16 protein-coding genes and 1 riboswitch are annotated in these 13,378 nt (G+C 40.3%); of the genes, 13 read left to right on the top strand and 3 right to left on the bottom strand.

Features of this window, described 5'->3' with window-relative positions; translation table 11 throughout:
• Positions 1–23: 23 nt before the first annotated feature.
• Genes AMD01_RS21690 through AMD01_RS21680 form a run of 3 tightly spaced genes read left to right on the top strand, consistent with a single transcriptional unit; the run spans position 24 to position 1,813 of the window.
• Positions 24–833, top strand: a complete 810-nt coding sequence (locus AMD01_RS21690; protein WP_053403541.1) for an ABC transporter ATP-binding protein — start codon at positions 24–26, stop codon at positions 831–833.
• A gap of 55 nt (positions 834–888) precedes the next feature.
• Complete coding sequence (locus AMD01_RS21685) at positions 889–1,593, top strand: IucA/IucC family C-terminal-domain containing protein (protein ID WP_169776001.1); 705 nt, start codon at positions 889–891, stop codon at positions 1,591–1,593.
• Complete coding sequence (locus tag AMD01_RS21680; RefSeq protein ID WP_053403539.1) at positions 1,565–1,813, top strand: YusU family protein; 249 nt, start codon at positions 1,565–1,567, stop codon at positions 1,811–1,813. The genes AMD01_RS21685 and AMD01_RS21680 overlap by 29 nt, the downstream gene beginning before the upstream one ends.
• Before the next feature lie 54 nt (positions 1,814–1,867).
• Here AMD01_RS21680 and AMD01_RS21675 read toward each other — a convergent pair whose 3' ends face one another.
• Entirely contained in the window at positions 1,868–2,188 is a 321-nt protein-coding gene (locus AMD01_RS21675) for a spore coat protein (RefSeq protein ID WP_053403538.1), read from the bottom strand.
• A gap of 12 nt (positions 2,189–2,200) precedes the next feature.
• Positions 2,201–2,479: a hypothetical protein gene (locus tag AMD01_RS21670; protein WP_053403537.1), complete on the bottom strand. Its 279-nt coding sequence runs from the start codon at positions 2,477–2,479 to the stop codon at positions 2,201–2,203.
• Between the two features lie 192 nt (positions 2,480–2,671).
• Between AMD01_RS21670 and AMD01_RS21665 the strand changes: the two genes are divergently transcribed.
• On the top strand, positions 2,672–3,589 hold the full coding sequence (locus tag AMD01_RS21665; protein WP_053403536.1) for a proline dehydrogenase family protein: 918 nt from the start codon (positions 2,672–2,674) through the stop codon (positions 3,587–3,589).
• A 52-nt stretch (positions 3,590–3,641) separates the two neighbouring features.
• Here the strand turns inward: AMD01_RS21665 and AMD01_RS23780 are convergent, their stop codons facing one another.
• The gene (locus tag AMD01_RS23780) at positions 3,642–3,791 is read right to left on the bottom strand and encodes a YuzL family protein (protein WP_083446663.1); all 150 of its coding nucleotides are present in this window, start codon (positions 3,789–3,791) and stop codon (positions 3,642–3,644) included.
• 247 nt (positions 3,792–4,038) lie between these two features.
• On the opposite strand from AMD01_RS23780, the gene AMD01_RS21660 reads away from it, so the two are divergent.
• From AMD01_RS21660 to AMD01_RS21625, 9 genes are all read left to right on the top strand, one after another.
• Positions 4,039–6,423, top strand: coding sequence for a 3-hydroxyacyl-CoA dehydrogenase/enoyl-CoA hydratase family protein (locus tag AMD01_RS21660; protein WP_053403535.1), 2,385 nt, complete (start codon positions 4,039–4,041; stop codon positions 6,421–6,423).
• A 13-nt stretch (positions 6,424–6,436) separates the two neighbouring features.
• Positions 6,437–7,612 (top strand): acetyl-CoA C-acetyltransferase, encoded by a 1,176-nt coding sequence (locus tag AMD01_RS21655; RefSeq protein WP_053403534.1) that lies wholly within the window; start codon positions 6,437–6,439, stop codon positions 7,610–7,612.
• A 72-nt stretch (positions 7,613–7,684) separates the two neighbouring features.
• Positions 7,685–9,469, top strand: coding sequence for an acyl-CoA dehydrogenase family protein (locus AMD01_RS21650; protein WP_053403533.1), 1,785 nt, complete (start codon positions 7,685–7,687; stop codon positions 9,467–9,469).
• Between the two features lie 174 nt (positions 9,470–9,643).
• Positions 9,644–10,000, top strand: coding sequence for an arsenate reductase family protein (locus AMD01_RS21645; protein ID WP_053403532.1), 357 nt, complete (start codon positions 9,644–9,646; stop codon positions 9,998–10,000).
• A 190-nt stretch (positions 10,001–10,190) separates the two neighbouring features.
• Positions 10,191–10,574 carry a glycine cleavage system protein GcvH gene (gcvH, locus tag AMD01_RS21640; protein ID WP_053403531.1) on the top strand — a complete coding sequence of 128 codons (384 nt, stop codon included), beginning with the start codon at positions 10,191–10,193 and terminating at the stop codon, positions 10,572–10,574.
• 90 nt (positions 10,575–10,664) lie between these two features.
• On the top strand, positions 10,665–10,835 hold the full coding sequence (locus AMD01_RS24330; RefSeq protein ID WP_157052821.1) for a DUF2553 family protein: 171 nt from the start codon (positions 10,665–10,667) through the stop codon (positions 10,833–10,835).
• A gap of 214 nt (positions 10,836–11,049) precedes the next feature.
• Entirely contained in the window at positions 11,050–11,412 is a 363-nt protein-coding gene (locus AMD01_RS21635; protein ID WP_397428605.1) for a toprim domain-containing protein, read from the top strand.
• A 12-nt stretch (positions 11,413–11,424) separates the two neighbouring features.
• Complete coding sequence (locus AMD01_RS21630; protein WP_053403529.1) at positions 11,425–11,733, top strand: thioredoxin family protein; 309 nt, start codon at positions 11,425–11,427, stop codon at positions 11,731–11,733.
• A 111-nt stretch (positions 11,734–11,844) separates the two neighbouring features.
• Positions 11,845–11,944, top strand: a riboswitch (SAM riboswitch).
• Between the two features lie 73 nt (positions 11,945–12,017).
• Positions 12,018–13,334, top strand: a complete 1,317-nt coding sequence (locus tag AMD01_RS21625) for an O-acetylhomoserine aminocarboxypropyltransferase/cysteine synthase family protein (RefSeq protein WP_053403528.1) — start codon at positions 12,018–12,020, stop codon at positions 13,332–13,334.
• Positions 13,335–13,378: the final 44 nt, after the last annotated feature.

Raw genomic sequence — 13,378 nt, 5'->3', positions numbered from 1 at the left:
ATCACGAAAGGAGAACGGATGAGATGAGTGCATTAGAAACAAATTCCCTTACTCTGTCATATGGTGAGACCGTTATTATAAATGAATTAGACTTACAAATTCCAAAAGGTGAGGTAAGTGTGTTTATCGGAAGTAATGGGTGCGGGAAATCAACGTTACTTCGCTCATTGGCTCGGCTATTAAAACCGAAGCAGGGCTCCATTATTCTTGAGGGAGAAAAAATTTCATCTCTTCCAACAAAGGAGATTGCCAAGCAATTGGCTATTTTACCGCAGGGCCCGGTTGCACCTGAAGGCTTGACTGTGTTGCAGCTTGTCAAGCAAGGTCGTTATCCGTATCAAACGTGGTTCCGCCAATGGTCAGAGGAAGATGAAGAGAAAGTCTACGAAGCACTTGCAGCTACTCGCATGCTTGAACTTGCTGACAGACCTGTTGACTCGTTATCTGGCGGGCAGCGTCAGCGCGCATGGATTGCCATGACCCTTGCACAAGACACAGACGTTATTTTATTGGATGAACCAACTACGTATTTAGATATGACGCATCAAATTGAAATTTTAGATTTGTTGTTTGAATTGAATGAAAAGGAAAACCGTACAATTGTAATGGTGCTGCATGATTTAAATTTAGCGTGTCGTTACGCTCATAATTTAGTTGCAATTCAAAATCAGCAGGTTTATGCGCAGGGAAAACCAGAAGAGGTCGTTACAAAAGCGCTTGTAAAGGATGTATTTGAGATGGACTGCGAAGTATCATTTGATCCTATTTTTGGGACACCTCTTTGTATTCCACATGGGAAAGGTCGTTATGTCCAGCAAAAAGTGAGCGTGTGACATGATACAGTCTCTAAACAAAGATCAGCTCCAGTCTTTGAGTAAATTTCGTTTGGTGAGTGAGTGTACTGACGCCCTCATTAAGGTTTCAGGAACAAGTCTTGTAAAAACAGAAAAGTTAAAAGTTGTACTGATGTCCTTGCAGGAATATCTGGCGCTACCTTCCTTAAAAGTAGCCGCTTCGATCTTTGTGAAGCGGTACAGTTTTTTTATCCTGATGCACTTTTATGCATTAAGCGTGTGGAGGAAGCGATTACGATTAAGTGCTGAAGACATTGAGCTAGAGGTGGGAAATGAACGAGAACGTTTGTGGATTCCATCCTTTTATGCTTCGGCGGTTTTATATGAAATGGTACCACAAGCTAACCATCTTTCTTCACTTGAAGCAATCATTGAAACTCATATTGCACCGATCTTCCATCAGTTACAGTCGTTAACAAACATACCTCAAAAAGTGATGTGGGAAAACCTCTACGTGTACGTCAAATGGATGTATGAGCAGCTGTTAAAAGATGACACTTTAGCTTCTATTCATAAGTCCATACAAGCAGATTACGATTATTTAATGGATGAAGCACAAGGTGCGTCCTTTGGAACAGTTCACAATCCTTTTAAGCAGTTTCATTCTCTGCAGGGAAAGCGACAAACGTGTTGTTATTCCTATTGCATGGAGAAAAAGAAATATTGTAGCAATTGTCCCATTCTAAACGATCAAAAGGAGGAGAAAAGAAATGAATCAAACGTTTCTCGAGCAATTTGATGGTTTAATTGAGAAATATACGGAGCTTATGGTAGGGGAAAATAGCAAGGAGCTACAGGAAAAAATCAAAATATGGGCACTCTATACCCATATTGCTAAATCCATGCCGCCTCTAGCCAAGCATTGGAATGAGACCTATCCAGATGGAAAAGATGAGCTTCGTAAGCTTATTCATGAAATTAAAGAACTGAATGAATCGCATCGTGCAAAAAAAGAATAGAGTAAAAAACGTCATCCCCATGCAATCATTTTGAGGGGATGACGTTTTAATGTATTAATGATGAGGGAATTGGTTTGTATAGCCTGAAAACTGCTCGTACGTCTGCTGAAGCTGTTGCTGGTCCGCTGCCTCTACGCCGTACCATCCCTTTTTAAACATGAGGTTGTATAGCTCGCGCTGACAGTTTTGTGTTTCAGTGAAAATCCCTAATACTTCGTGGTAAAGAGCATCATGGCTAAATTCATTTAGAGCTGTGCAATAAGAAGCGGTCATGTACTTTTCAGTTGCCAAAAGATCATTGATATAGTCACGGTCATTCATTTCAGGTGTTTTAGGTACTTGTGTTTCTGGGTTTTTAATTTTTTTTTGATTCATATGTATCTCTCCTTATTGAAGGGGCATTTGAGAAGCTTTTTGTCCATTTTCTAGATAGTGAAGAATTTGTCCGTAGTGACGCTGATGCATTTGTGCGACTTTTTGAAGTGCAGCTGCAATTTCTTGGTCTTGACACTCTTTTGCAAAATGGTTTGCTTTTTTGATCGAAAGCAGGTTCCAAGACATCATGTCAGACAAGTAAAAAGCGTCTTTAGATGAAATCACTTGAGGTGGTGTAGACATCATTCCTTGTTGATTCATCTTTTCTGATGACATATTTTCTTGTTGCATTTGAAGACCTCCCACATAAAATAATTATCATGAGATAGTGTATGGCAAAGCTTCTTACCTTATTCAGTCAAAATACGACAAAATCTTCAAAATAATATATTCAAATAATGAAAAAAATGCTAAAATTATAATAATAGAAGTATCTATTTATTGAGGATATGCGCATCACGCAGGGGGACAGGAGGAATCGCAATGGAGCAAGCAATGAGAGATTTCTTTTTATTTTTATCAAAGAATAGAGCGCTTACAAAAATGGCGAAAAGGTATGGACTTCGCTTCGGGGCAGCCCGATTTGTTGCAGGAGAAACAATTGATCTTGCATCAAATGTCATTCAGAGCTTAAATGCAAAGGGACTTGATGTGACCATCGATTATTTAGGGGAATTTGTGGATAATGAGGCAGAAGCAAATGAAATGGCAGATCAGTCTATTGAAGCAATTAAAGCCATTGGAAGACAGAACTTAACCGCACAGCTTTCACTTAAAATGACGTCCATGGGGTTAGATATTTCGGATGAGGTTGTACTACGAAATATGCGACGTATACTAGAAGCTGCTACTGAAAACGGGGTATTTGTTACGATTGATATGGAAGATTACAGTCGTTGTGGGAAGACGATCGAAATCTTTAAACAATTGAAATCAGAGTATGACAATATCGGAACCGTTATTCAGGCTTATTTATACCGTACGGAACAGGATATTGCTGATTTGAATGCGTACAAACCAAATCTCCGTCTTGTTAAAGGAGCTTATAAAGAGTCACCATCTGTTGCGTTTCCAGAGAAAAAAGATGTGGATGAGAACTTCAAAAAAATCATCCGTCAGCATTTAGAAAATGGAAACTATGCGGCGATAGCCACGCACGATGATGCGATTATTGACTACACAAAACAAGTCGTCAAAGAACTGGGAATTTCAAACGATCAGTTCGAATTCCAAATGCTTTACGGTATTCGTACAGAGCGCCAGGAGCAGCTTGTAAAAGAAGGGTACAAAATGAGAGTTTATGTACCATACGGAACAGATTGGTACGGATATTTCATGAGACGTTTAGCAGAACGTCCAGCGAATGTAGCTTTCGTGTTAAAAGGAATGGTAAAAAAATAAATAGTGAGGTGAGGAGGAGAAGGCTTTTTTTGCCTGTTTCCTCCTTACTTTTTTAGTCTTGTTGCATATTATGTTTAGTGTACTGCTGATTTTGAGAGGTCTTTTTCCCACCTCTGTCACGTTCGCTACCAGGTCCAGCGTTCCCTTTTACGCTTGCAGCGCTAACGCCAGCTTTAGAAGGATTTTTATCTAAGTGTGCCATGTTTTCACCCCGCTCTCCTCAATACGAGCCTAAATTTTTCAAAAGAATCTTCGTCGCTTAGACCGACTAAAAACGAAGAGGATTCATCCTTAACGTAACCATCTTTTTAGAAAACATGAAAAGAACGTAGTAAATATATTGCGAAAATTTTCTAAATGTTTTATATTATTAATAGAGATGGGAATCATCAAATATTTTTTTAAGTAAAAAATGAATGAATGTTCATTCGTTAAAAGGGGGAGTTGTGATGAACCTTCGTATCAAGAAGGCAGCAGTTCTTGGATCTGGGGTGATGGGAGCAGGTATTGCAGCACATCTAGCTAATGTAGGAATCCCGACATTGTTATTGGACATCGTTCCAAAACAAGTCACACCACAGGAAGAGAAGAAGGGTTTAACGCTAGAAGATAAGGTAGTTCGAAATCGTATTAGTAGTGATGCGGTAAAGCGTTTATTAAAACAAAAACCAGCACCACTTACCTCTAAACAAAATCTGGCATTGATTCAACCAGGGAACTTAGAAGATGATTTACATCTATTAAGTGACTGTGACTGGGTAATTGAAGTTGTTGTTGAAAACCTTGAAGTAAAGCAGCAGCTATTTTCAAAAATAGACGCTGTTCGTAAGCCAGGTAGTATTATTAGTTCAAATACATCTGGTATTTCTGTCCATGCGATGGCAGAAGGGCGCTCGGAAGATTTCAAAGCAAACTTCCTAGGGACACACTTTTTCAACCCGCCACGCTATTTAAAACTATTAGAAGTCATTCCAACTAAAGATACAAAAGATGAAGTCGTTTCATTTATGAAAACCTTCGGTGAAGATGTATTAGGAAAAGGTGTTGTATTAGCAAAAGATACGCCAAACTTTATTGCCAACCGAATTGGGACATATGGTTTACTGATTACCGTGCAAGAAATGTTAAACAAAGGATACAGCGTTGGAGAAGTAGATTCCGTAACGGGACCACTAATCGGTCGTCCAAAGAGTGCGACATTCCGCACGCTTGATGTTGTAGGACTAGATACCTTCGTTCACGTAGCGAAAAACGTGTATGACAAAGTGGATGGAAAAGAAAAAGAAGCGTTTGATGTTCCAGCGTTTATGAAAGAAATGCTGGAAAAAGGCTGGCTTGGAAGTAAGTCTGGTCAAGGATTCTTCTTAAAACAAGGAAAAGAGATTGTTGAGTTAAATCCTCATACGCTTGAATACGAAGAGCGCAAAAAATTAAAAACAGCTTCAACTGAAATGAGCAAGCAGGCGAAGGGCTTACAAAACAAAATGAAAGCGCTTATATATGCGGATGATCGTGCCGGAACATTGCTTTGGAACATCATCAGCCCTGTCCTTTTATATTCCGCACAGCTGACAAAAGAAATTGCTGACGACATCGTGGCAATTGATCAAGCGATGAAGTGGGGATTCGGTTGGGAACTTGGCCCGTTTGAAACATGGGATGCAATTGGGTTACAGCGCTCAGTTGAAAAAATGAAAGAAGAAGGCCATGACGTTCCAGCATGGATTCATAACATGTTGGAAGCAGGCTTTACAGAGTTTTATAAAAAAGTAGATGGAAAAACACTTTACTTCGACAACGGTGAATACAAGCCGGTTCAAGAAAACAAAAAGGTCATTCATCTACAAACGTTAAAAAATGAAAACAAAGTTATTAAGAAAAACAGTGGCGCAAGCTTAATTGATTTGGGAGACGGCATTGCGGGACTTCAATTTACTTCACCGAATAATGCAATTGGGATGGATATTATCCAGATGATCAACTATGCGGTGGATGAAGTAGAAAAGAACTACAAAGGACTTGTAATTGGAAATCAGGCGAAAAACTTCTGTGTTGGTGCAAACCTTGCACTTATTCTCATGGAAGCACAAGACGATAACTTCTTTGAAATCGAAATGGTCGTAAAGAACTTCCAAAACGCGATGATGAAGTTAAAGTATTCAAATCGTCCTGTTGTTGCAGCACCATTCGGGATGACGCTTGGTGGCGGAACGGAAATTTGTTTACCATCCTCGAAAATTCAAGCATCTAGCGAAACATACATGGGGCTTGTAGAGGTAGGAGTCGGTCTGATCCCAGGCGGAGGCGGTAACAAAGAGCTATACATTAAGCAGTTAAGCGGTCTTCCAAACGGTGTGGAAGTAGACTTGCAGAAAGTAGCAAACAAAGTCTTCGAAACGATTGCGACAGCAAAAGTATCCACGTCCGCAGCAGAAGCGCGTGATTTAAACTTCTTAAATCGCTTTGACGGCATCAGCATTAACGGTGACCACTTGTTACACGATGCGAAGCAGTCAGCTATTTCGCTGTATGACAATGGCTACCAAGCGCCGGTTCGTAAAAACATTCCAGTTGTCGGTGAAACAGGTTACGCAACGCTGTTACTTGGTGCACAAACAATGAAGTATTCCGGTTATATTTCGGATCATGACTATAAAATCGCTGACAAGCTAGCATATGTTTTAGCTGGTGGAACAGTCCCTTATGGAACAGAAGTCGATGAGCAATATTTATTAGATCTTGAGCGAGAAGCATTCCTTAGTTTAGTAGGGGAAGCAAAATCTCAACAGCGTATGCAGCACATGTTAGTAAAAGGCAAACCATTACGTAACTAAGGGGGAGGATAGCATGAGAGAAGCGGTCATTGTTGCTGGTGCTAGAACACCAGTCGGAAAATCAAAAAAAGGATCATTAGCAACTGTTCGTCCTGACGATCTAGGGGCTATCGCAGTAAAAGAAACACTAAAAAGAGCAGGGAACTATGATGGGCCAATTGATGATCTTATTATCGGATGTGCAATGCCTGAAGCAGAGCAAGGCTTGAATATGGCGCGCAACATTGGAGCTTTAGCTGGTCTTCCTTACACAGTTCCAGCGATTACAGTTAATCGCTACTGTTCATCAGGCTTACAAAGTATTGCTTACGGTGCAGAGCGCATTATGCTTGGGCATGCGAAAACGGTTATTGCCGGTGGCGCAGAATCTATGAGTCTAGTTCCGATGATGGGTCACACGACTCGTCCGAATTTGAAGCTTGCACAAGAAGCGCCAGAATACTACATGGGAATGGGTCATACAGCAGAGCAAGTAGCTGTAAAATATGGCATCTCTCGTGAAGATCAAGATGCGTTTGCTGTTCGAAGCCATGAAAAAGCAGCAAGAGCAATTAGAGAAGGCAAGTTCAGAGATGAGATTGTACCTGTTGAGGTTACACAACGATTTGTTGATGGAAATAACAAGCTGCGTGAAAAATCGTTCCTGTTCTCTGAAGATGAAGGAGTACGTGAAGGAACAACAGTTGATGTGCTTGGAAGACTGCGCCCAGCCTTTTCTATTAAAGGTTCTGTAACGGCAGGGAATGCTTCACAAACAAGTGATGGCGGTGCAGCGGTTTTATTAATGGACCGCGAGCAGGCAGAGGCTGAGGGGTTAAAGCCACTTGCGAGATTCCGTTCGTTTGCAGTAGGCGGCGTACCACCTGAAGTAATGGGTGTAGGCCCAGTCGTGGCAATTCCAAAAGCGTTGCAATTAGCTGGTCTACAAGTGTCTGATATTGACTTGTTTGAACTAAACGAAGCTTTTGCTTCTCAATCTATTCAAGTTATTCGTGAATTAGGGTTAGACGAAGAACGTATTAACGTGAACGGTGGCGCAATCGCACTAGGTCATCCACTTGGATGTACGGGTACAAAATTGACGCTGAGCTTAATTCATGAGATGAAGCGTCGTCAGGCTCAGTTTGGTGTCGTTACAATGTGTATCGGTGGCGGAATGGGCGCTGCTGGGGTATTTGAACTGTTATAAGAATGAGGGAGCGAATAGCTCCTTCTTCAAAAATAGGTAGTGAATTTTAAAATGAGATCAGGGGGAGAAACCATGGCAAACAAAGTGGAAAAAGAAATCAAAGGTGGAAGCTTTTTAATTGAAGATGTAACATTTGATCAAATGTATACTCCAGAGGATTTCAGTGAAGAGCATAAAATGATTGCGAAAACGACAGAAGATTATGTTGTTAACGAAGTAGTGCCAAACGTAGAGTACTTAGAAAAACATGAATTCGATCGTTCTGTGAAGCTACTGAAAAAAGCCGGAGACCTAGGTTTATTAGGCGTAGACGTACCAGAAGAATACGGCGGATTAGGTTTAGATAAAGTAAGCTCAGCTTTAATTGCTGAAAAAATGTCTAGAGCGGGCGGATTCTCGATTACACACGGAGCACACGTAGGAATTGGTTCATTACCAATCGTTCTTTTCGGAAACGAAGAGCAAAAGCAAAAGTACCTTCCTCTTTTAGCAACAGGTGAGAAAATTGCTGCCTACGCATTAACAGAGCCAGGTTCAGGTTCTGATGCATTAGGTGCTCGTACGACTGCTCACTTAAACGCTGAGGGCACACACTACGTATTAAATGGTGAAAAGCAATGGATCACAAATGCAGGATTCGCTGACGTATTCGTTGTGTATGCAAAAATCGACGGCGACAAATTCTCTGCTTTCATCGTAGAGCGTGAGTATGGTGGCGTTTCAACAGGGGCAGAAGAAAAGAAAATGGGTATTAAGAGTTCTTCTACACGTACCTTAATTTTAGAAGATGCGCTTGTGCCGAAAGAAAACCTATTAGGTGAAGTTGGCAAAGGGCATGTTATTGCCTTTAACATTTTAAACATCGGTCGTTACAAATTAGGAGTAGGTGCAGTTGGAGGAAGTAAACGTGCGCTTGAGCTTAGTGCACAATATGCAAATCAACGCCAACAGTTTAAAACACCAATCGCGAAGTTCTCATTAATTCAAGAGAAGTTAGCAACAATGGCAACAAAATTGTATGCATCTGAAAGCTCTGTGTACCGTACAGTGGGATTATTTGAATCTCGTATGGGTGGGTTCACAGAAGAAGAAGCAAAAGACGGTCGTTCAGTAGCAGCTGCGATTGCTGAATATGCAATTGAGTGCTCACTAAACAAAGTATTCGCGACAGAAGCACATGATCATATCGTTGATGAAGGCGTTCAAATCCACGGTGGTTATGGCTTCATGAGCGAATACGAAATTGAGCGTATGTACCGCGATTCTCGTATCAACCGTATTTTTGAAGGAACAAACGAAATTAACCGTTTATTAGTTCCAGGCACGTTCCTTCGTAAAGCATTAAAAGGTGAGCTTCCATTATTACAAAAAGCGCAAGCTCTTCAAGAGGAACTTATGATGCTTATGCCGGAAGAAGTGGGCGATGAAGTATTAGCGCAAGAGAAATACCTTGTACGCAACGCGAAGAAAATCGCGCTTATGATGGCTGGATTAGCAGCACAAAAATACGGTAAAGAATTAGACAAAGAGCAAGAGGTACTTGTGAACCTTGCTGACATGATCAGCAATGCGTACGCAATGGAATCTGTTGTCCTTCGTACAGAAAAAGCAATTGATCGCACAGGTTTAGAGAAAAACCAATTAAAAGTAAATTACACAGCAGTATTCTGTCAAGAAGCGTTTAATGAGATTGAAGCTCATGCAAAAGAAACACTTGTAGCAGTAGAAAAAGGCGATACGCTTCGTATGATGATGTCAGCTCTTCGTAAGCTAACACGTTATACACCAATCAACGTAATTGCGAAAAAACGTGAAATTGCAAGTGTAATTCTTGAAGCAGAAAAATACCTTGTTTGATCATTAATCTATAAGTAAAGCTTGGAAGTAAGAGGCCGTTTGGTCTCTTATTTCTTTCTGTGTATTTGCACCCATTTCCAAATTAATTATGTGAAAATATGTGTTAGAATTAGCGAAATGAATTTGGAGTATGTTAAAATACGAAAAAAGTGAACAATAGATGGGGTGCAGGTAATGACAGTTAAATTTTATTCTTATCCAAAATGTAGCACATGTCGTAAAGCGAAAAAATGGCTTGATGATCATGAAGTAGCGTACGAAGAAATTCATATCATTGAAAATCCTCCTTCGAAAGAGGAATTAAAAGCTATTTATGAAACAAGTGGATTTGAAATTAAAAAATTGTTTAACACAAGTGGTATGAAATATCGAGAACTGGGACTAAAAGATAAAGTAAGCACAGCTTCTGATGACGAGCTTCTAGATCTATTAGCATCAGATGGAATGCTAATTAAGCGTCCGCTTTTAACAGACGGAAAGAACGTAACCGTCGGCTTTAAAGAAGAGCAGTTTGAACAGGTTTGGGCATAAAAAAGGCTTCTTTGGGAAAAGAGAATCTGGTGTAAAAAAATAACGGTTCTGTCAGCTTTACATAGAAAAAAGCAGTCGTTTCATGTACACTAAAGACGAGGTATGTTCTCTTGTTCATATGCTAAAGCTGGTGATGGCTTTACATAGGCAGAAGATGAAATTTATACATAACAATATGGAGGGATTTATCATGAGTACGCCAAAAGAATTACGCTATTCTGAAGAGCACGAATGGGTAAAAACAGAGGATAATTTGGTACGTGTAGGAATTACACATTTCGCACAGGCTGAACTTGGTGACATCGTATTTGTTGAACTTCCAGAAGTAGGTGCTACTGTTCAAGTAAACGAGCCGTTTGGCAGCGTTGAATCTGTAAAAACAGTATCTGAGCTTTACGCACCAATTAGCGGTAAGGTAGTAGAAGTGAATGAAGAACTTAACGACAATCCTGAGTTTGTAAACGAATCTCCATATGAACAAGCATGGATGATTGTACTTGAACCATCTGATGCAAGCGAAGTAGACAAGCTTATGAATGCTGACGACTACAAAAAAATGATCAACGAAGACTGATTTTTGCTTAGCAAAAATTTGACTTGAATGATGAGAAACAAGTAGGACACTCTATTACTAACGAACTTAGTAAAGGAGTGTCTTTTTCGTATGAAAGAAGAGCAAAAAGATCAGGTAACGAATGAAACAAATAAAGCCGTATATGAGGATTCAGCAGCTGAGCAACAAAACGATGCGGCTATTCGTCGTCATGCAGAGAAGGTCGCAAAAGGCGAAACGAACCAATACGTAGATTGTGATGGAGAAGGCGGCTGGTGCTAACTCTTTCGCGTGTTTAAGTAACACAAAAAAGTGGTAGAGCAACTTATGGGGCGCTTAAGCCTTCGTAAGTTGCTCTTTTTACAAAGTTCTGAATGGATACATTTACAAAAATTTAAAAAGACACATTTTACAAAAAACAGGGGAACTGCGATCTTTTAACGAATATTGTATAGTATAGAGGCATACTCTATTACACACTTAATAAGTACAGGTGATGACGATGGCATTAGAAGACAATGGGAAAGTCATAATTGTAGAAGGAAAGTCGGATAAAAAACGAATCCAAAGCATCATTAAAGAGCCTATTGAAATTATTTGTACGAATGGCACGATTAGTATCGCAAAGCTTGATGAAATCATTGATGCGACGTTTGATCGTGAAGTGTTTATTTTGGTGGACTCCGATGACGCAGGTGACAAGCTACGAAAACAATTTCGCCGAGAATTACCTGAAGCAGAGCATTTGTATGTGGATCGTATGTATCGTGAGGTTGCGGCAGCCCCTAAAAATCATATTGCCTCTGTGTTAATTAGTGCGAATATTGATGTATGTGCCGAATATTTAACATATAAGTAAGGATGAGTTTTCATGCAAGAATGGACAGAACAGCAAGCTGAGTTACAGCTAGCGAAAAAAGGAATGCAGGTCATTTTCTTTTATACCCCGATGTGTGGGACATGCCAAGTTTCGAAGAAGATGTTAGAAGTAGCAGCAGAGCTAGTGCCGCAGCTCGAAATTGGCATGTGTAATTTAAATTACATGCCGAAAATGGCAGAACGGTTTGAAATTGAGAGCGTTCCTTGTTTAATCGCAGTGGAAAATGATCGTATTTACAAAAAGATTTATGCGTTCCGCTCAATTGAGTATTTACTGGGCGAGCTGCGAGAGATAGCGTGAAGGGAGAGAAGTCAAATTCTCTCTTTTTTTGTCGAATAAAATATGTGGAATTATTAGTTTTAATATACTATAATTCTATAAAAATAGTAGGAATTAAATAATCAACATGAATGCTTATCATGAGTGGTGGAGGGATTGGCCCTATGAAGCCCGGCAACCGGTACGTACACACGGTGCTAATTCCAACAGAGTTTATTCTGGTAGATGAGAACAGGTAGTAAAAGCCTCTCTTTTCTATGAAGAGAGGCTTTTTATCAATGAATCTGACTAAAGGAGTGTTGATGATGGGAGAGGGAACAAATAAGTATCGTCTGGAAACAATAGGGGTGCACGGGGGATTACAACCAGATCCACTAACAGGTGCAAGGGCTTTGCCGATTTATATGTCTAATGCATATCAGTTTAAAGACACGGATCACGCAGCTAATTTGTTTGCGCTACAAGAGCCTGGCTACATTTATACACGAATCCATAACCCTACCGTATCCGTATTTGAAGAAAGAGTCGCTCAGCTAGAAGGTGGAGTAGGGAGTCTAGCCGTATCTAGCGGCATGGCGGCCATTACGACGGCTATTTTAAATATTGCAGGAAGTGGCGATGAGATTGTCTCGTCTTCATCTCTTTACGGAGGTACATATAACTTATTTGATACGACACTCCCTCGCTATGGAATCAAGACAACATTTGTCGATCAGAGCAATCCTGAGAACTTTAGACAAGCGATTACGCCTCACACAAAAGCTATTTATGCTGAAACTATTGGCAACCCAAGCTTAAGCGTGTTGGACATCGAGGCTGTCGCAACTATTGCTCATGAGGCAGGCATTCCACTTATTATCGACAATACCTTTGCTACTCCATATCTATGCCGTCCAATTGAGCACGGAGCGGATATTGTTGTTCACTCTGCGACGAAATGGTTGTTGGGAAATGGAACAACTCTAGGCGGGGTCATCGTAGACGGAGGAAAGTTTGATTGGAATTCACCGAAGTTTCCTGGTTTTATAACGCCTGATGCTAGCTACCATGATCTTGTATATGCAGAGGCAATTGGTACAGCTGCTTACATCGTAAAAGCACGTGTACAATTGCTCCGTGATTTAGGCGTATCCATTAGTCCGTTTAATGCGTATCAATTTAGCCTAGGTCTTGAAACATTGCACGTAAGAATGAAGGAGCATATTGCGAATACAAGAAAAGTTGTACAATATTTAGAAAATCATCCTGCTGTTGACTGGGTGCTTTATCCGGAAGTTCCGTCACATCCTCAAGTAAAAGAAGCATCAAAATATTTACCAAAAGGTGCAGGTGCTGTAGTTGTTTTTGGTATAGCAGGTGGTCGAGAGTCTGGGAAAAAACTCATTAATTCTGTTAAATTATGGTCGCATGTGGCGAATGTAGGAGATTCAAAAAGTTTGATTATCCATCCTGCTAGCACAACTCATCAGCAGCTTACGGCTGATCAATTAAAAGAGGCAGGAGTAAGCGAGGACCTCATTCGTTTATCTATTGGAATAGAGCATATTGATGATATTTTAAATGATTTAGAGCAAGCAATCGAAGTCGCAACTGGGCAAAAGTCTGCTTCACTAACCTTTTAATTTTGCAAAAAGATGATGTGAAAATAATGTTGACACCTTTTTCA

The organism is Priestia koreensis (assembly GCF_001274935.1).
GTDB classification, from domain to species: domain Bacteria; phylum Bacillota; class Bacilli; order Bacillales; family Bacillaceae_H; genus Bacillus_AG; species Bacillus_AG koreensis.
This window is presented reverse-complemented; position numbering and strand designations above follow the sequence as displayed.

Bases quoted from the DNA above. Each gene is read 5' to 3' on its own strand.
- AMD01_RS21690 (WP_053403541.1), top strand. From the start codon at position 24: ATGAGTGCATTAGAAACAAATTCCCTTACTCTGTCATATGGTGAGACC.
- AMD01_RS21680 (WP_053403539.1), top strand. From the start codon at position 1,565: ATGAATCAAACGTTTCTCGAGCAATTTGATGGTTTAATTGAGAAATAT.
- AMD01_RS21675 (WP_053403538.1), bottom strand. From the start codon at position 2,188: ATGAATCAAAAAAAAATTAAAAACCCAGAAACACAAGTACCTAAAACA.
- AMD01_RS21670 (WP_053403537.1), bottom strand. From the start codon at position 2,479: ATGCAACAAGAAAATATGTCATCAGAAAAGATGAATCAACAAGGAATG.
- AMD01_RS21665 (WP_053403536.1), top strand. From the start codon at position 2,672: ATGGAGCAAGCAATGAGAGATTTCTTTTTATTTTTATCAAAGAATAGA.
- AMD01_RS23780 (WP_083446663.1), bottom strand. From the start codon at position 3,791: ATGGCACACTTAGATAAAAATCCTTCTAAAGCTGGCGTTAGCGCTGCA.
- AMD01_RS21660 (WP_053403535.1), top strand. From the start codon at position 4,039: ATGAACCTTCGTATCAAGAAGGCAGCAGTTCTTGGATCTGGGGTGATG.
- AMD01_RS21655 (WP_053403534.1), top strand. From the start codon at position 6,437: ATGAGAGAAGCGGTCATTGTTGCTGGTGCTAGAACACCAGTCGGAAAA.
- AMD01_RS21650 (WP_053403533.1), top strand. From the start codon at position 7,685: ATGGCAAACAAAGTGGAAAAAGAAATCAAAGGTGGAAGCTTTTTAATT.
- AMD01_RS21645 (WP_053403532.1), top strand. From the start codon at position 9,644: ATGACAGTTAAATTTTATTCTTATCCAAAATGTAGCACATGTCGTAAA.
- gcvH (WP_053403531.1), top strand. From the start codon at position 10,191: ATGAGTACGCCAAAAGAATTACGCTATTCTGAAGAGCACGAATGGGTA.
- AMD01_RS24330 (WP_157052821.1), top strand. From the start codon at position 10,665: ATGAAAGAAGAGCAAAAAGATCAGGTAACGAATGAAACAAATAAAGCC.
- AMD01_RS21635 (WP_397428605.1), top strand. From the start codon at position 11,050: ATGACGATGGCATTAGAAGACAATGGGAAAGTCATAATTGTAGAAGGA.
- AMD01_RS21630 (WP_053403529.1), top strand. From the start codon at position 11,425: ATGCAAGAATGGACAGAACAGCAAGCTGAGTTACAGCTAGCGAAAAAA.
- AMD01_RS21625 (WP_053403528.1), top strand. From the start codon at position 12,018: ATGGGAGAGGGAACAAATAAGTATCGTCTGGAAACAATAGGGGTGCAC.